The organism is Pseudoalteromonas sp. 2CM28B, from assembly GCF_023161935.1.
This window is the reverse complement of record NZ_JALNTH010000003.1, coordinates 377,285-395,517: the sequence shown is the minus strand read 5'-3', so window position 1 is coordinate 395,517 and position 18,233 is coordinate 377,285. Positions and strand designations below refer to the sequence as shown.

Below are 18,233 nucleotides of genomic sequence, written 5' to 3'. Positions count from 1 at the left end.
TTCATTCGAAAATATTAAATACTAAAAACTGCCTAGCCAAATGTATGTATAATTTAAGTGACCTAGAAACATTTATTGCCGTCGTGGAAAATAAAGGGGTGCTTGCAGCTGCGCGTGAGCAACGTTTGTCGCCGGCAACAGTAAGCCACAGGCTAAGCAAGCTCGAGCGTGAGCTTTCAACCGTGTTAGTGTTTAGAGACAGCAGACGAGTAAGGTTATCGCCCGCCGGTGAGCTATTTTATCATCGTGTAGGGGCTATTATAGAAGCTCTGCACGATGCAGAGCACAGCATTGGCGCACGAAGCTCTTCGGTGAGCGGGTTATTACGCGTGACTATGCCACCGTGGGTGTTTTCAAAGTATGTTATGCCTAAGTTGACCGAGTTTGAAACCCAATACCCGCAACTAAAGCTCGACTTTTTAATTACTGATCATTTTGTCAATGTGGTCGATGATGCACAAGATGTGGCAATTAGAGTAGGACAATTAACTGATTCAGGCCTGCTTTCTCGTAAAATTGTCAACAACTCCCGTATTTTATGTGCAGCGCCAAGTTATATAAAAAAGCATGGTATGCCTCGTACACTTAGCGAACTGAGCACGCACTATTGGGTGTGTTTGCCCTGGCAAAGGCAGTTAAAACTGTATGATGAAAATAATAAAATACACACCTTTAATGCCAAAACGCGCTTTACTATTTCTAATTCCGATAACATGACGCAAGCAGCGCTTGCCGGACATGGCATAGCCATTAAATCTAAAATAGCGATTAACGATGAGCTAAGTGCCGGAAACTTAGTAGAGGTGATGCCCAATGTAATGGCCCAAAGCGACGCGCCGGTGTGGTTTTTACGGCCTCAAAATAGCTTAACAACCCGTAAAACCGAGGTGTTTTATGAGTTTATGAAGTCTTTATTTGCCAGCTATGAATAAGCGGTAATACCCGCGCTTAATAATGAATAAGGTTACAAAGCCAATAAACTCAGCAAAAATAGCAATAATAATGGCGCTAACAAGCGCTGCTATTATGGAGTCTTTTTTGAGCACTATTTGCCCTTCAAAGCGTTGCCATACTTGCTTTTTAATGGTGAGAAAGTCGCTGGTTAAAGTAAATAAATAGGGCGATTGGTTAAAGTTATTAACTGCCGCTTGTAAAGAGTGCTGGCGATTATTGAGGCTTTTAATATGGGTAGCCCCTTTACCAACAATATCATCACCAATATTTTCATAGTGGGCAATTAACTTGTTTAAATCGTTGTTAAAGTAGTTTTGAGCATCTTTTTTAAACGGGGTTAATGCGTTATTCGCTTCAATTAAATGTGCATCTAAAGCGTGCCCAAAGTCGCTTACAAAGGCTGGTATTTGTACCCCTAATAGTAAACCTGCTGCAAAAAAACTGAGCCTTATGTAATCTAATAATTTACTCATTTGATCTCCTGTTTACTCAAAAACCACCTAAACAACGCTAAATTAACATTTGCGCTTGTTTTTATGCCAAAAACTCGTAATCTATCGGTAATAAAAATAACAATAGGCCTATGTTAAGGATGACTACCAAAGTAAATATGACATCAACGTTTGTTGATATCACTAAGCAGTTAAAACGCTTTGTGTCGCGTATTGTACAGCCCGATGACGTAGAAGACATTGTGCAAGAAACCTTTATTAAAAGCTACGAAGCTGATTTAAAACAAGATATTCAGTTTAGACGCAGTTACATGCTTAAAACTGCAAAGCACTTAGCGCTTAATCATATAGCCAAGTGGGATAACAAGTTTAATGACTCGTTAGAGCACGACGCAGAATTACCCCCGCTGCTTAAATCCTCACAACTTGAGGATGAGTACACCTCAAAAGAGCGTTTTTTACTTTTTTGCAGAGCAACGGATCAACTAAATTCTTCTATCCGTAAATGTTTTATATTTAAAAAAGTGTACGGTATGAGCCAAAAAGAAATCGCCCAGCACATGCAATTAAGTGAAAGTACAGTAGAAAAACACATTGCCAAAGGTTTATTACAAACCATGTTATACATGAAAGAACATGAACAAAATCATAACCAATCTGCGGCGCATAATTCTGCTTGTAATTCGGCTCTATCAATTGAGAGGGCAGCAAAATGAGTAATGTTCATCAATTCACATCAAAAGATTTAATTTTAGAAAAAGCCTGCCAATGGATCAGCGCAATTGATAGGGGCTTAAGCGAAATTGAAAAAGAGCAATTTAAGCTGTGGATGATGCAAAGTACCGCCCATCAAGATGCCGTCTACGAACTTGCGCAGCTATGGGATGAATTAGCCGTATTAAACGAGTTAAGCAGTTTATTTCCGCATAGAAGTGTAAAACAGCCCCAGAAAAAAAGATGGGCGTTTTCTAGTGCCATTGCCGCGAGCTTATTTGCAGCATTAATGGTGTGTAGTTACTTATTAATTAACCTTGAAAACGGCTACAACGAAGAGCTGGCTAAAATAAATTACACCAAAATTTATACAACGAAGGTGGGCGAACAAGCCACGTATGTTTTACCCGACGGCACCATAGTGCAATTAAACACGAATAGCCTATTAGAGGTAGCTTATAGCAAAGGGCGTCGTCAGTTATTATTGAGTAAGGGTGAAGGGCGTTTTAATGTAGCAAAAGATGCATCGCGCCCATTTAGTGTGATGGCTGGCGATAAGAGCTTTACGGCACTTGGTACTGTATTTAATGTACAACGCAATACCTCTTCTGATTTAGAGCTGGTTGTAACCGAAGGTAAAGTGATGATCACCGACCCAAGTGTTGCGGTAAGTGCCAACGATTTTAAAGACTACCAACTGGCTGATAATAACGCTAAAAAAGTACGTAAAATCAATGCCAATATTGTTATCTCTGGCGAAAAAGCAATTATAGAGCAAAGCATTACTAAACCTATCACGCAGCTTTCTGTGGATGACGTACAGCGTGATTTAGCGTGGCAAAATGGCATGTTAATTTTTAATGGTGAGCATTTAAGCGATGCATTAAATGAAGTGAGCCGCTACACCTCTACGCGTTTTGAGCTTTCAAGCGATGAGCTTGCCAATATAAAAGTGGCGGGTGTATTTAAAGCTGGCGATGTTGAGGGGCTACTTGAGAGTTTACAGACTAACTTTGCAATTGAGCATGAGCGTTTAGGTGAACATATGGTGAGCCTAACACAGCAAACTAAATCATAAGAAATGTTATGCATATCAAACAAATGTTAGGTGAAGTTGCATCTTTAAATGTTATTAGTAAAAAAAAGTTTAAAAAAAAGATAAAAAACTATAGAGGAATTTTGTTTGTCAGCTGTTTATATAAATTGCGCAGTAACCAAACGCATTTATTTAGTGGTTTAAGTGTACTTGCTCCGGCTATTTTTAGCTTGAGTGTGCAAGGGGCAACACAGACCACTGGGCAAATGGTGCAATTTGATATACAAGCGCAGCGAGCAGACAAAGCCTTAATAGAATTTGCTAAACAAACAGAGCAAACCGTGGTGTTTTCTTATGAGTTGGCAAAAAATTACCAAGCAAATTCGGTTTATGGTTTTTATACCCAATTAGATGCACTGCAAGCATTATTAAGTGGGACTGAGCTCGATGCGGTTGTTGATCAAAATGGTTTACTGAGTATAAAACTCAAACAAATCAATAGGAAAGATAACAACATGATGAAGCTTTCAGGGGTTAGTGCAGCTGTATTACCAGCATTGCTTGCAGCAAATTCACACGGTGTGAATGCAGCAGAGGATGTTGCACAAGAGAAAATAGAAAAAATTGCTATTGTAGGTAGCCGCGTAGCAGGGCGCTCAGTAGAAGATTTACCCGTACCCGTTGATATTTTAAGTGCTGAAGCACTTGAAAACACAGGCCAAACCGAAGTTGGCCGTATGTTGCAATCTATTGCACCTTCATTTAACTTTTCAAGCTCGTCAATCAGTGACGGCACTGATGCCTTACGACCTGCAACACTGCGTGGTTTAGGGCCTGACCAAACACTTGTGCTTATTAATGGTAAGCGCCGCCATCAGGCAAGTATTATTCATATCAATACCTCAGTCGGGCGTGGTACCGCAGGTACCGATATGAATGCTATTCCAGCCTCAGCTATTAAACGTATAGAAGTTTTACGAGACGGCGCAGCAGCGCAATACGGCTCAGATGCAATTGCCGGTGTAATTAATATTGTACTAAAAGATGGTAGCGAAGGCGGCAAAGCAGCGGTTAATTACGGCCAATACTCAGAGGGTGATGGCGAAACAGTAAACGTTGATTTTAATAAAGGGTTTGCCCTAGGTGATAGCGGCTACTTAAATGCAACACTTAATTACCGCGACCGCTCGCCTACTAACCGCGCAGGTTTGCACGGCTCGTGTCAGTTTTATGGCTGTACAGAGCTTAGCGACGGTACTTTACTGGCAGGCGATCCGCGTGAACTGACCGCCGACAGAGACACTTTTCGTATTGGCGATGCCGACTCACAACAATTTGGCTTAACCGTTAATACAGGGTATGAGTTAGGTGATGGCGAGCTGTATGGCTTTATTACTTATTCAACGCGCGATAACGAATCAGCAGCGTTTTTCCGTCATAATGCAAATGCGGGCGGTAACCCTGTTCTACAAGACAACGATGCAACTATCCCGTTAGGCTTTTTACCTAAAATTAATACCACAATTGATGATATTTCTTACAACTTTGGTTACAAAACCGACTTTGATAACGATGCAAGTTTAGATGTATCGTACACCTACGGTGAAAACAGCATTGATTACACAACAAGTGACACAATCAATGCCTCGTACGCTAACTTTTTACGTTACGAGCAAGGTTTAAGTGCCGCTGATATTCGTAGTACTATTCCGCGTGAAGCCTATGCCTATGGCATGGAGTTATCACTGCAAACCATTAATATAGATTTTACACAAAACTTTGATGACTACTCATTGGCTATGGGTGCAGAAATTCGTACCGATGAATACCGTATTTTAGAGGGCAGCGAATATGCTTATCGTGATTACGACACCCTTGATGGGGTAAGTATTTATAGTGGTTTAAGTGGCGGTGTAGGCTCTGAAGATGCCTCTGGCGGCACGCAAGGTTTTGGTGGTTCTTCGCCGGCATCATCGGTTGATGAGTCACGCGATGTAATTTCGTTTTACCTTGATGCAGAAACCTACCTAATTGAAGATGTCATTTTATCAGGCGCACTGCGTTACGATAATTACAAAGGCTTTGGCGACACGGTAAACTTTAAGCTTGCGGGTAACTGGGCAATTACTGATGATGTGTCACTGCGTGGTGCATTAAGCTCAGGCTTTAGAGCGCCATCAATGCAGCAATTGTATTTTAACAATATCAGCACACAATTTGTTGTGGCTGAAGACGGCTCATTAGTTGCTGAAGAAGTAGGTACATTCAGAAACGATTCAACCCTTGCACAAAGTTTAGGTATTCCAAAACTTAAAGAAGAAAAATCGCAAAACCGCAGCTTAGGTATTGTCTACAACGTAACGGATAACATTAATGTTACTGTGGATTACTACTCAATTGATATTGACGACCGCATAGTAATTAGTAATCGTTTAGGTAAAGGGCTTTCTTCAAGCCTAGATGCTGCATTAATCAGCTCAGGCGCAGGTGCAGGACAGTTTTTCTTAAATGGTGCAGATACCGAAACTTCGGGTATTGATTTTGTAGCTACTTGGAATACCGAGGGATTAGGTGGCACGCTTGATTTTACTTTAGCAGCTAACTTTACTGAAACTGAGGTGGTATCGTTATTTACGCCATCGGGCTCAGGGCTTGAAACCGTACCGGTTGAAGATGTTTTCTCTGATCAAGAAATTTCAATTATTGAAGAGTGGCAACCAGAAGATCGCATCAACTTAAGTGCGCTTTACCAGCGTGGAGATTGGACTGTGAACCTTTCACTTAACCGCTTTGGTGAATACACAGTAGAAGATGGCGGACGCCAAACCTACGGAGCAGAAATTTTAACTGACGTTAAAGTTAACTACTTCGTGACTGAAGATTTATCTGTAAATATTGGTGCAAATAACTTATTTGACGTGTACCCAGATAAAAACACCATTGGTAACTCACGCTCGGGCACAATTGTAGATTCAAATGGCAATACGATTGTAAGCAGCGATGGGGTATTTGAATACTCTCGCCGTTCAGCGCCATTTGGCTTTAATGGTGCTTATTACTATGTAGGTGCAGAATACCGTTTTTAATAAATAACACTCCCTTATGTTATTTAAGTTCAAAGGGCCGTAAGGCCCTTTTTTTGTATTTAGCCTTTTCCGTATTTATCTGTAAACCGCGATTTATTTTATTGTGCAACGCCTTACCTCAGCGTTAAATTATACCAATTCGCTTAATTAAATATTATTTCGGATTGGTATACCCCCTGTATGGCTTTGATAATACTAAATGAGGCATTTTGGACTTGGCTATACATAGCAGGGTTTAAACTGGACGTTGTAATAATAAAAACCCAGCGGCTAGGCTGGGTTTTAAATATATGCAATTGAAAATTAATGCTTTTGCATACGGCTCATTTCGGTGTGGCAGCTTTGCATCGTTAGCAAGGTTTTCGCTAAGGCTGCTTCACAGTCGGCTGGCTGTGGTTTATCCATCGCTGCTTTAATTTCTTCAAGTGTTTTATCTTCTACCTCTTCAAGCTCTTTAACGTATGTTTTATCGTTATGAGAACTAAATGAAGTGAGTAGGGCTGTGTAAGCTCTGCGTGCTTCTACAGCAAAAGAAGAGCCGTCTTCACGCTCACCTTTTTCGTTAACTGCATAAGGTTGTAAGCGCTCAACACTTACTTTTCGTGCGTCAATCATGCGTTGAAATAATGCGCCAATGGCTGGGTCTTCAACTTTCTCTTGCGCTTTTTGATAAAAATCAATGCCACTGTTCATTACTTGGATGATGTCAGTAATATGAGTTGCTTCTGTTCCTTGATGGGTATTCATAATGACCTCTCTTTACATGAATTTAAGTTTCATAGTAAATAGAGCAAAGGCCATTCCAGTTTTATTTTAATTTTTAACATGCTGAAATATTTAGCTATTTTATTTATATTCAAACTGCAAGGCTATTTAAAATAAAATAACCTCGCAAATTTTACATGGCTTTTGTAATAAGGTTATTTAAGCTCATCAGCCACTTCAGCTACTTTTTGGCGTAACCAAATATGACTTGCATCGCGATGCAGTAAAGGGCTCCAAATCATATCTAGTTCAAAAGGCGGTATAGGAAATGGAGGCTCTAAAATTTTAAGGCCTGCATCATCTAAGTAAATATTGGCAGCCTTTGAAGGTAAGGTCGCCACTAAATTTTGCTCTTTTGCTAAATGAATGGCTACGTGGTAATTACGGGTAAACGTGGCAATATTTCGGTGTTTACCAAAATGGGCAAGTGCTTCATCTACCCAACCTAGCTTTTGTACATCTTTAGGGTCCATACCTACGCCAACCCCAAAGCCGGTTTTACTGACCCATATATGGCGGGCTTTTAAATAGCTGTCTAGGCTAAAGTTTTCGATAATTGGGTTGTCGGCTTTTACTAAGCAGCAAAAGCTGTCTTTCCATATACGTTTATGATGAAAAGATTGCGGAAGGTTTTCAAAGCGGTTAATTGCCATATCCACTTTACCATTTTCAACATCATGAAACGTTACATCACTAGGCGTAAGTATATCTAAGGTTGTATCGGGCGCTTCTTCATGAAGTTTACTTAAAAGCTTTGGCGCTAATGTACTGGCTGCATAGTCACTGGCCATTATTCTAAAAACACGTTTACTTTGGCTGGCTTCAAATTCGCGATTAGGTGCGAGGGTTTCTTCTAGGGTCATTAATATACCGCGAATAACCGGTTGCAGCTCTATAGCACGCTCTGTGGGGACCATACCTTCACTGGTACGTACCAAAATTGGATCGTTAAACAAGTTTCTTAAACGCTTAAGGCCGTTACTCATAGCTGGTTGAGTAATACTTAACTGGTTAGCGGCGCGGGTTACGTTACACTCACGTAATAGGGTGTCGAGGTAAACCAGCAAATTTAAATCTATTTTACTTATGTTCATTGTGTGTCCTTTAACGCTTACCAGTGATGAATAAAGCGTTGTGCTGTCGGGTATGGGTATATGTGACTAACATGACCCTTTTTTATATTTTGCTGAGCTTGCTTCCAAAAACTAACATCAACAAGCTCGGGGTGTGTACTGAGCAAAAACTGTTTGTACTTTGGGTTTGGCATAACAAAGGTACAAAGTTGCTCAGGAAAAACATCTTGCGGCGCAACTGAGTAACTTTGTTCATCAGTTAAGTAATCATCATAGCTTTTGGCCTTAGGTAAGGCCCTAAAGTTCATATCTGTTAAGTATTGAACCTCATCGTAGTCGTAAAAAATAATGCGCTTGTGTTTGCTTACACCAAAGTTTTTAAGCAGCATATCGCCTGGGAATATATTTACCGCAATCATTTCTTTAAGTGCTTGGCCGTACTCTTCTATTGCATCGGCAGCACTTTCTTCGCTGGCGTTTTCTAAAAATAAATTAAGCGGTGTCATGCGCCTTTCAATATATAAATGCTTGATAATAAGCCACGGGCCTTCAATTACCATAGATGAGCCAATGGTTTTATGTAGCTGCGCCAGTAAATTACGATCAAAGCGTGCCAAAGGAAATACGACGTTAGAGTATTCTATGGTGTCGGCCATGCGACCAACCCGATCATGGCTTTTTACCAGTTGATAGCGTTTAAGCACGGTATCGCGGCCAAACGGTTTGCTTTCGCCAAACTTATCTTTAATTACTTTAAATACATAGCCAAAAGAGGGCAGCGTAAATACCATCATAACCATGCCTGGTGTGCCTGGCGCTATAATAAAGTTATCGTCTGAGTGAGACAAGTGATGTAAAAATTCACGGTAAAACTCTGTCTTACCTTGCTTATGAAACCCAATGGCATTATAAAGCTCAGCGAGTGTTTTATTAGGCATAAGTTGATTTAAAAATCGCACCATAGCTGAGGGCGCATGGGTTTCAACCATAAAATAAGCCCGTGCAAAGCCAAAAACAACCCGCATTTGCGATGATTTGGTTAATAGCGCATCGAGGTATAAGCCTTTATCTTCATGGTGCAGTACTGCAATAATAAAAGGCTGCACACCGCTTTGAGAGACCACACGGCCGACTATGTAAGCTGCTTTGTTACGATAAAAAGGCGCGTGCAAAATATCAAAGCGCATTTGCCAAGGCTGGTGGTGAGTGTCGGGCGCTTGTTTGTAAAATGCCTTTACGAGCAAACGTATATCCCGCTCTAAATTTACAAACGGGGCTTTAAAATCAAAATGCTCAATAATGCGCTTTATTGTGGGCTTTAAACCATCAACCACTGGAAAGTAGCTGCGGTACTCTGCCTCAACAGGAATGGCAGGGGCATCTTTTAATGTGGCTTGTACAAATATAAAGTCGTTATGAAAATAGCGTCTGTGGTACAAACGGCAAAATACTGAGTTATAAAATGTTTCGGCAAGTTCAGCTTGAGGATGAAAGCATAAAAAGCGTTGGTACAGTATTTTTACTTCAAGCCAAAGTTGCTCATCTAATTGCTCAGTTAACTGTGCTTGTTTTAATGCTTTAGTGGTTTCGTTTACTCTGTCATCGTAGTAACTAATACGCAGTTTACTAATTTCATTAATTTGCTGCCAATCGCGCTTTGCAAAGGCAAGCGGGGCTTGGGCGGTGGTTTTTTGAAACAGCTGATAATGCTTTTTAAAACCCGTTAAAATTAATTCAGCTATGTGGCGTGGCTGCATAAACACTCCTTAAAAAAGTGTATATAACGATTTTAGTACAGCATTTATAAATGTTAGTGGTGCTGTAGTGTTATACACGTTAGAGCTTTAGCTCTATAGTTGTTAAGGTTATGTTATTTTAAGTTTAAAACCAAGATAAATATTCTCAGTTTTTATACTTTTATCTTAAAGCATAATTGAGTGTGATGGCAAAAGCTAAGTTATTGGTAGGAAGCTATTTTTTTCTCTAACTTTTTAATGCGCTTTTCAATTTCGGTGGTTTGCTTTTTATGATCTTTATTTATTATTTTTAATTGCTTGGTAATATCTTTGCTAATTAACTTTTTGTCCTCGTCATCTAAAATACGGTTGAGGCGCTGTTGTTGGTTGTATTCTGCGCGGTCTTTTTTACGTTTTATAATCGCTAATTTATTAGTATTACTTCTCAGCTCAGCTTGCAGGTCAAGCACAATCCGTTCGCGCTCTAATGCGTTTAGCTCTTTTGTGTAATCTTGCGCCGGTGCAGTATTAATTCCCGATACAGTATTAATTGTGTAGGCGGTAGCGTTATCGTTACAAGGGAATTGCGAAAAGATAGTGCCGTTTTTTGTCACGCATTTATAGTAAGTTGTGGCATTTTGCGCATGCAGAGAAAGTGGGCATACCATTACTGCGCATAAAAAAAGTGTGTGTTTTTGCATTAAGTTCATCCCTGAGCGTTTACTATGATTTAGTAAATATAACCTAGCTTGGTGTTATAGCAAGCTAGGTTAAGGGATAGGGCTATTGTGTGTAGGTTTTTAGCTTTTTAATACTTTGTACTAAAAACGGGATATCGAGGCTTTGCTCAATAGAAAAACCTTCAGCGGCAGATATATTTTTATAGTTACCGTCTGAATCTATTAGCGTAATTCTATCTTTTTTGTAAGCAATAACTACGCCTTGCGAGTAATTAACGCCAGTGTCCGTCTTTTTCTTATACAGGTTTTCACCTAGCATGGTTTGTTTAACCACAGACTTACAGTTTAAGTACTGGCCTACACTGGTTGCAATAATATCACTGGGTTGAATAAGCCCATCTACCTTGGCTATTCGCTTATCTGAACTGTATAACACCGATGATGTAACTACTTCCGAGCTATTATTAGCTAAGCTAAACGCAAAAATATGGGTGTCGTCACTGCGAGGAGACGGACTATCTTCACCTTTAATGACTTTAATTGCGCTGTTTGAATGCGCTTGATCGTTTATAAAGTTTAGCTTTTCAATTCCAGCTAGCTCTATGCTTCTGCGCTGACTTTGCCACGCGGGCAAGGTTTGCTCTGATAAAATAGCCATCTTATAAAAAGAAGGTAAGCCATACACTAAACTAAACAAGCTATCGCCATGGTGTGTTGGCTGTAAAAACTGATCAGTTTTATGTAGGTTTTTATGCTTGGCAACAAACCGTTTTAACTGCTCGTTGGTATCAAATACAAAAATATCGACTTGCTGCGCAGTGTAATCTTCACATTTTTGCATTGGCGCAGGTATTTGGTAATTAATATTTTGGTTATTAATTCTTACATTGTGAGCTTGTTTATAGCTTTCAATGTCGAGCAAATCATTTTTTGCTAATAAACTTTTAGCGGTCGTAGGGTAAGACAGCGGTAAAACGTTATCTTGCTTCGTTATATCAAACTTTAAATTTGCATCTGCCCAAATGTGAATACTGTGGCTAAGTGCAAAACATAATACTAAAAACGAGCTGGCAAAACGTGCAAACTTAAGTTGTTTTAAACGCGCTAAGTGCTGCCATGTATAGTTACTTACAACTAACTGGAAGCCTAAAATGAGTAAAACAATCCCCCCGGCTAACAATGTAGTAAGGGCGGGCGAGCTAGTTAGACGATGCCACAGTAAGGAAATGATTTCCGGTAGCGCAGAGGAACTTAAATGATAGCCCAAATTAACGTATACATACGCATCAAGCGTTAAAATAGACGCCCCAAGCGTAGCAATAACGGCAGCCATACCTCGAATATGTCGAGGGTAGGGAAACACTAAACTTAAAGGAAATACCGTCAGCACAAATGCTAAAAAAGCGATAAAGCTCGTATGGCTTAACCACGTCACTAACATATAGGTAATACCCATAAAGCTAGTTGGCGGTGAATCTGCAAATAAAAAGCTTAGGCTAATAAAAAGCGCTAAACCAATATTTGCAAAAGTGAACCAGTGGCCCCAACTTAATAACTGACTCGCTTTTGACGAAAACTGATTGTGCTGCGATAAATTCATATAATTTATTTAACCGACTGAGCAAGTGCTTTTGCAAAGTTCTCAGTTACGGCTTGTCTTTTCCCTGCAGGTACATGCTCTTTTAGGATATGCGTGATAGAATTTCCTAAACACATAAGGCTTAAATCAACCGGCGCATTGTGTTGCGTTAGCACATCAATGAGCTGATCGACGATTTGTTCTACTTCTTCATTAGAGTATTTTGATAAGATTGGCATCAGTTGGTTCAATAAAAGAGTTATATTCTCGTATTTTAACACCAGAGGCGTGAAAAACAAAGATGACAACAGACGTTAAAAAATTAGTCGTTCATTATGTAGACAAAAAAGACGACGATACGCAAATTCACCTACGAAACGATGAAATGGTGATAAACGATAAAGTCGCTGTTTTTATCGAACAACTTCATCATGCATACAACTCAAAGCCAGGTAAAGGTTACTGTGCATTTAGTGGCGATAAAAACAGTGTTGTAGCCTCGGCAATGCAAAGCTATCGTAATGACGAGTTAGGCTTTTGGCACATGACCGAGCAGGCATCCACTGTTTTAAAAGAAGAGTTAGATAAATATGCCTTTAGCGAAACAGGCTACTTAGTATTTTGTCATTATCAGTATGTGGCTACTGATTACATGCTAATAGCTATGATCAATATTAAAGAGCACTACAGCATGACCTCTGAACTTGATTTAGCAGCGTCGCGCCACTTAGATATATCGCGCATGCAACTAGCTGCACGTATCGATTTAACCGCGTGGGATACTCAAGCTGACGACAATCGCTATATCTCTTTTATTAAAGGTCGAGCAGGGCGAAAAGTAGCAGACTTTTTCTTAGACTTTTTAGGTTGTGAAGAGGGCATAGACCCTAAACAGCAAAGCCAAGTGATGCTTAATGCCGTTGAAGACTATTTATCGGAGCAATCATTCGATAAATCAGAAAAAGACGAATTACGTAAGCAAGTATTTGACTACTGTAACGATTGTGTGACCACGGGTGAAGATGCAAGCGTTACTGAGCTCTCGGCTACCCTAACGAAAGGTGACGACAGTCCGTTTGATAACTTTTGCAAAGAACAAAGTTACGACTTAGAAGACTCTTTCCCGGTCGATAAAAAAACGGTGACCAGTATGGTTAAGTTTTCGGGTTTAGGGGGTGGTGTTAGTGTTAGTTTTGAGCGTAAACATTTAGGTGAGCGCGTAACTTACAATGAAGCGACCGATACACTGGTTATTAAAGGCATTCCACCAAACTTAAAAGATCAACTACAACGCTTTATGGAAAGTGAAAGTGAGTAAACTCATTTGATCTAGTTAAAAGTCGATTTAAGAGCGCGATATTTATATCGCGCTTTTTTATTACCTTTAATTTAGTTTTATTAATGCTCTAAAGCGCAGCGCTTCTAAATCTCTTCGAGGATAAATCCTTTATTACGGGCTTTGCCCATCACGACAACAAGCTGAGTGTACAATTTTAAATTCACTGTATGAAATTTCGCCCGTAGGCGTGAAGCTTGCTCACGCGAGAAGCAGCGCAGCTGTTTATTTTTGCTAATAAAGATCTATTGCACAAAGAGAAGTGAAAGAGGAGTAAATGAGAAAATACAAACCATTATTTATTAGCTGAGCCCTCTTAAATTAGCTTGTTTTAGCTTTATTACTCCTTCTAAAAGCGCTGCGTCTCTTATCCTCTTTGTGAATATGCGTTTATTAAGGGCTTTGCCCGTCACGCCAACAAGTTGTGCGTCTACAATTTAATATTATTCACGGTGTTAAAGTTCTGCTGGCTATTAAAACCACTTAAAGATCTATTGCACAAAGAGAAGTGAAAGAGGAGTAAATGAGAAAATACAAGCTATTGTTTATTAGCTCTTTCAAATTAGCTTGTTTAGCTTTATTACTCACTCTAAAAGCGCAACGTCTCTTATCCTCTTTGTGAATATGCGTTTATTACGGGGTTTGCCCGTCACGCCAACAAGCTGAGTGTACAATTTTAAATTCACTGTATGAAATTTCGCCCGTAGGCGTGAAGCTTGCTCACGCGAGAATCAGCGTTTTGGTTTTTTTAATTTTTTACTAATAAACAAAATGAAGATCTATTGCACAAAGAGAAGCGAAAGAGGGGTAAATGACAAAACATATTTCAGGACAAGACAGGTATTAAAACAAAAAAGCCGCGCTATTTTACATAGCGCGGCTTTTTAATGAGGCTAAGGATTACTCAGCGCTCATTGTTTTAGTCATGTCTGAACTAGCACGACCTGCAGGTTTAATTGACCCTGCGCGTAAGCCACTATCAGGAACTAACTCACGTTTATCGTGTGCCATGGCAACTGAGGTATGCTTTACGTCGCTATCAGCAACTGGTGTCGGTTGAGCCATAGGTGCGCTTGCCGCCCCTTTGCTAATAACCGTTTTTGCATTGGCATCTTTTTGCTCAGCTACTTCAGTCTCTGCTTTAACAGGCTCAGGTTTCGCTGGTTGCTCAGCTACTTCAGTCTCTGCTTTAACAGGCTCAGGTTTCGCTGGTTGCTCAGCTACTTCAGTCTCTGCTTTAACAGGCTCAGGTTTCGCTGGTTGCTCAACTACTTCAGGCTCTGCTTTAACAGGCTCTGGTGTTGCCGGTTGTTCAGCTACTTCAGGCTCTGCTTTAACAGGCTCAGGTTTCGCTGGTTGCTCAGCTACTTCAGGCTCTGATTTCACAGGCTCAGATGTTGTTAATGGTTGCTCAGTAACAACAACTGGCTCTTCAGCTGTTTCAGGATCAACAGTTTGTACTGCATCGTCATTGGCTGTTGGTTGCTCTGCTTTAGGAGCAGCTTCAACTTTAGCTAAGTCTTCTACAGCTAACGCTTGCTCAACATTTTCTGATGCATCGTTTGAGGTTGGCTGTTCAGCTTTTGCTTTTAGCTCTGCCTCATACTCAGCGGCAGCTTGATCTGCTACTGGCACAAATGCCGGAGCTTCATCTGCTTTTTCTTCTGTAGCTTCACCTTGTTCAGGACGACGGCGACGCTGGCCCGAAGCGCGAAGGTGACGAGGAGAACGGCGTGAACGCGTACGTGTTTGCCCTTGCTCATCTTCAGAGTTTGCTTCGTCAGTTGACGCTGTAGTTACTGGCTTTTCTTCTTGCTCAGGTTGTGCCTTAGGCGCTTGCTCTTTCACAGGTGCAGGTTTTGTTTGCTCTGACTTTTGCTCATTTACAGTTTGCTTTGCTGCTGGCGCTTGCTCTTTAGGCTGCTCTACTTTAGCTGTTTCAGTGCTTTGCTGCGGTTGCTCAGTCGTATCAGATGCTTTTACTTGCTCAGTATTTTCATCTTGGATACGTACTTTTTTGCGAACATTACGACGTTGACGGCGAACTTTTGGCTTCTGCTCTTTAGGCTCAGTGCTTTGCTTAGCCTCAGTTTCATTCGCTTTTGCGTCTGTTTTAACTTGCTCTTTGTCGGCGGTACGATTGTCGTTATTACGGTTATCGTTACGCTTACGCGAGTTAGGATTACGACGGCGCTTATTGCGGTTCTCGTTTTTCTCTTGGCTTTCGTTCGCTGTAGACTCAGTTTTCACTTCTTCTTCAGTAGGGCGTTCACCACGAGGTTTAGAGCGTGAGTTATTACGACGACGCTGGTTGTTATTGCGGCGACGGTTGTCACTGTTACCACGGCGATTGTTATTACGTGTTTGCTGTTGCTTTTCTTGCTCAGCTTTTTCTTTTGCTTGCTTTTCTTCTTCGCTTTCACCTGCAAATAACGACTTAAACCAATTACCAATAGCAGCCAATAGGCCACCTTCAACCTTAGGTACAGCAACAGGCGCTGCTGGTTTGTCTACTTTAGCTTGTGGCGCTGGCGTTGAAGGCATAACAACACCTTTAAGCATCGGCTCTTCACGAACAGGCGCAGCTGCTGGTTTAGCCATTTCGAACGACTCTGGCTCAGGTGCAACTACTTGCTCGTAACTTACTGTTTCTAGTGTTTCGTCTTTACGTAAACGCATCACTTCGTAGTGTGGTGTTTCCATGTGTTGATTAGGAATAATAACCACATCACATTTATGATGTTTTTCAATACGATGAACGCTTCTGCGCTGCTCGTTTAATAAATAAGCGGCAACCGCTACAGGCACTTGTGCATTTACTTGTGCTGTGTTGTCTTTAATTGCTTCTTCTTCAATTAAACGCAAAATAGACAAGGCGATAGACTCGTTAGAACGAATAGTACCTTGGCCGCTACAACGCGGACATGGGCCTTGGCTTGCTTCACCTAGTGAAGGGCGCAAACGCTGGCGCGACATTTCAAGTAAACCAAAGCGCGAAATTTTACCAATTTGTACACGCGCACGATCTGGACGAGCGGCATCTTTTAAGCGGTTTTCTACTTCACGCTGATGGCGTGGCGGTGTCATATCGATAAAGTCGATAACAATTAAGCCACCTAAGTCGCGAAGACGTAATTGACGCGCAATTTCATCAGCCGCTTCTAAGTTAGTATTCAGTGCTGTTTCTTCGATATCTCCGCCTTTTGTTGCTTTAGACGAGTTGATATCAATAGAGGTAAGCGCTTCTGTTGGGTCAATTACAATTGAACCACCTGAAGGCAAACGTACTTCACGTTGGAACGCAGACTCAATTTGGCTTTCAATTTGGTAATGCGTAAATAATGGCGTGTCGCCTTGATAAAGCTTTACGCGGCTCATAAAGTCAGGGCGAAAACGCTCAATGTGCGCTTTAGCTTCTTCAAATACACGAGGTTTATCAATTAATATTTCACCAATATCACGACGTAAATAATCGCGAATAGCGCGGAAAATTACATTGCTTTCTTGGTGAATCAAAAACGGCGCTTTAGCACTGTCGGCTGCTTGTTGAATTGCATCCCAATGTACTAAAAGTGCTTTTAAATCGTAGTTTAATTCTTCAAACGATTTGCCAACACCTGCTGTACGAACAATTAAGCCCATACCTTTAGGAAGTTCTAATCGGCTAAGTGCTTCTTTAAGGTCTGTACGCTCATCGCCTTCAATACGACGAGAAATACCGCCTGCACGAGGGTTGTTTGGCATTAGCACTAAGTAGCTACCCGCTACGCTGATAAAGGTAGTAAGGGCTGCGCCTTTTTGGCCGCGCTCTTCTTTATCAACTTGTACAATTACTTCTTGGCCTTCTTTAATCACGTCGCGAATATTTGGGCGACCATGAAAAGTGTAACCTTGTGGGAAGTAAGTACGGGCAATTTCTTTTAAAGGAAGGAAACCATGACGATCGGCGCCGTAATCTACGAAAGCCGCTTCTAAAGAGGGTTCAATGCGTGTGATTTTGCCTTTATAAATATTGGCTTTTTTCTGTTCGTGACCTGGGCTTTCTATATCTAAATCATATAGGCGCTGGCCGTCAACCAGTGCTACGCGCATTTCTTCTTGCTGCGTTGCATTGATTAGCATACGTTTCATATTGTTACTCTACTTATTTTTTGTCGCTGACATGACGAAACGTGTTCGCCTGTTCAGTTGTTCCTTTTTTTAGAATGTGCAGCCTCACGACTGGGTCTGTAACGGAACGCTCTGTAATGTGTATGCAGTATTTTTTAAATGCTGGCTAACAATAACGTACGCTTACGTTATTAAATTCTTTATGGTGCTAAAACTGTCGGCTCTTACGCTCTTTACAAGTTTTACCCAGAAGTTGGCCTGTCATATCAATCTTTTTAGTACGTTTATGTTAGGCGCGTAGGGCTCGTTAAGTAACTTAAATACGATGAGTATTTTCTAAGTACTTGCGAGCAAAGTTCGCTGCCGAATGTTAATAAACGCTTATTTGCTAGATTTTTAGTTCTAAATAAGCTGCTATACGGTACTACGTGTGAGCAAATGCTGAACAACGTTTTTACGTCGTCACTATCAAACAAATTATTTGTTCATTGCTTTTATTTTTACATTAAATGTAAATTCATGTTCAAACTTAACCAGTAATATATTACGCGCATTACTGTTAGTTGATCGCACGTGTTAACTGAGTAGGCATAAAAGCTTTGGAAAACTTAACTCGGATCTGTATGATCGGCTACCCAGAATGTGCATCACGAATGTTTTAATGTGTTAAAAAGCACCGTTGTTATTTGCAAATACTAAATATTTGCGCTGC

13 protein-coding genes are annotated in these 18,233 nt (G+C 40.7%); 5 read left to right on the top strand and 8 right to left on the bottom strand.

Annotation, left to right across the window (positions count from 1 at the left end; translation table 11 throughout):
• The first annotated feature begins 44 nt into the window (after positions 1-44).
• Positions 45-932, top strand: a complete 888-nt coding sequence (locus MTN96_RS06430; protein WP_248530995.1) for a LysR family transcriptional regulator — start codon at positions 45-47, stop codon at positions 930-932.
• On the opposite strand, the gene MTN96_RS06425 is transcribed toward MTN96_RS06430, so the two are convergent.
• Entirely contained in the window at positions 912-1,427 is a 516-nt protein-coding gene (locus tag MTN96_RS06425; RefSeq protein ID WP_248530993.1) for a DUF2937 family protein, read from the bottom strand. The two genes, MTN96_RS06430 and MTN96_RS06425, sit on opposite strands and share 21 nt — an antisense overlap.
• Positions 1,428-1,546: 119 nt before the next feature.
• Between MTN96_RS06425 and MTN96_RS06420 the strand changes: the two genes are divergently transcribed.
• The 3 genes from MTN96_RS06420 to MTN96_RS06410 are packed head-to-tail and all read left to right on the top strand — an operon-like array spanning position 1,547 to position 6,242.
• Positions 1,547-2,122, top strand: a complete 576-nt coding sequence (locus MTN96_RS06420; RefSeq protein WP_004588915.1) for an RNA polymerase sigma factor — start codon at positions 1,547-1,549, stop codon at positions 2,120-2,122.
• Positions 2,119-3,198, top strand: coding sequence for a FecR family protein (locus tag MTN96_RS06415; RefSeq protein ID WP_004588916.1), 1,080 nt, complete (start codon positions 2,119-2,121; stop codon positions 3,196-3,198). Before MTN96_RS06420 ends, MTN96_RS06415 begins: the two co-directional genes overlap by 4 nt.
• A gap of 8 nt (positions 3,199-3,206) precedes the next feature.
• Positions 3,207-6,242, top strand: a complete 3,036-nt coding sequence (locus MTN96_RS06410) for a TonB-dependent siderophore receptor (protein WP_054982354.1) — start codon at positions 3,207-3,209, stop codon at positions 6,240-6,242.
• A gap of 303 nt (positions 6,243-6,545) precedes the next feature.
• Here MTN96_RS06410 and MTN96_RS06405 read toward each other — a convergent pair whose 3' ends face one another.
• The 6 genes from MTN96_RS06405 to MTN96_RS06380 all read right to left on the bottom strand — a co-directional run bounded on the left by MTN96_RS06405 (position 6,546) and on the right by MTN96_RS06380 (position 12,314).
• On the bottom strand, positions 6,546-6,989 hold the full coding sequence (locus MTN96_RS06405; RefSeq protein ID WP_004588918.1) for a PA2169 family four-helix-bundle protein: 444 nt from the start codon (positions 6,987-6,989) through the stop codon (positions 6,546-6,548).
• Positions 6,990-7,162: 173 nt separating this feature from the next.
• Positions 7,163-8,101, bottom strand: a complete 939-nt coding sequence (locus tag MTN96_RS06400) for a LysR family transcriptional regulator (RefSeq protein WP_024032602.1) — start codon at positions 8,099-8,101, stop codon at positions 7,163-7,165.
• 17 nt (positions 8,102-8,118) lie between these two features.
• Positions 8,119-9,837 (bottom strand): bifunctional isocitrate dehydrogenase kinase/phosphatase, encoded by a 1,719-nt coding sequence (aceK, locus tag MTN96_RS06395; RefSeq protein WP_248530992.1) that lies wholly within the window; start codon positions 9,835-9,837, stop codon positions 8,119-8,121.
• Positions 9,838-10,037: 200 nt separating this feature from the next.
• Positions 10,038-10,517, bottom strand: coding sequence for a hypothetical protein (locus MTN96_RS06390; RefSeq protein ID WP_029772054.1), 480 nt, complete (start codon positions 10,515-10,517; stop codon positions 10,038-10,040).
• An 82-nt stretch (positions 10,518-10,599) separates the two neighbouring features.
• On the bottom strand, positions 10,600-12,096 hold the full coding sequence (locus MTN96_RS06385) for a DUF3413 domain-containing protein (protein WP_248530990.1): 1,497 nt from the start codon (positions 12,094-12,096) through the stop codon (positions 10,600-10,602).
• Between the two features lie 5 nt (positions 12,097-12,101).
• Complete coding sequence (locus MTN96_RS06380; protein ID WP_004588923.1) at positions 12,102-12,314, bottom strand: DUF1414 domain-containing protein; 213 nt, start codon at positions 12,312-12,314, stop codon at positions 12,102-12,104.
• 62 nt (positions 12,315-12,376) lie between these two features.
• On the opposite strand from MTN96_RS06380, the gene yejK reads away from it, so the two are divergent.
• Positions 12,377-13,393 (top strand): nucleoid-associated protein YejK, encoded by a 1,017-nt coding sequence (yejK, locus tag MTN96_RS06375; protein ID WP_064386468.1) that lies wholly within the window; start codon positions 12,377-12,379, stop codon positions 13,391-13,393.
• Positions 13,394-14,311: 918 nt separating this feature from the next.
• Here the strand turns inward: yejK and rne are convergent.
• Positions 14,312-17,542, bottom strand: coding sequence for a ribonuclease E (rne, locus tag MTN96_RS06370; RefSeq protein WP_248530989.1), 3,231 nt, complete (start codon positions 17,540-17,542; stop codon positions 14,312-14,314).
• Between the last annotated feature and the right edge of the window lie 691 nt (positions 17,543-18,233).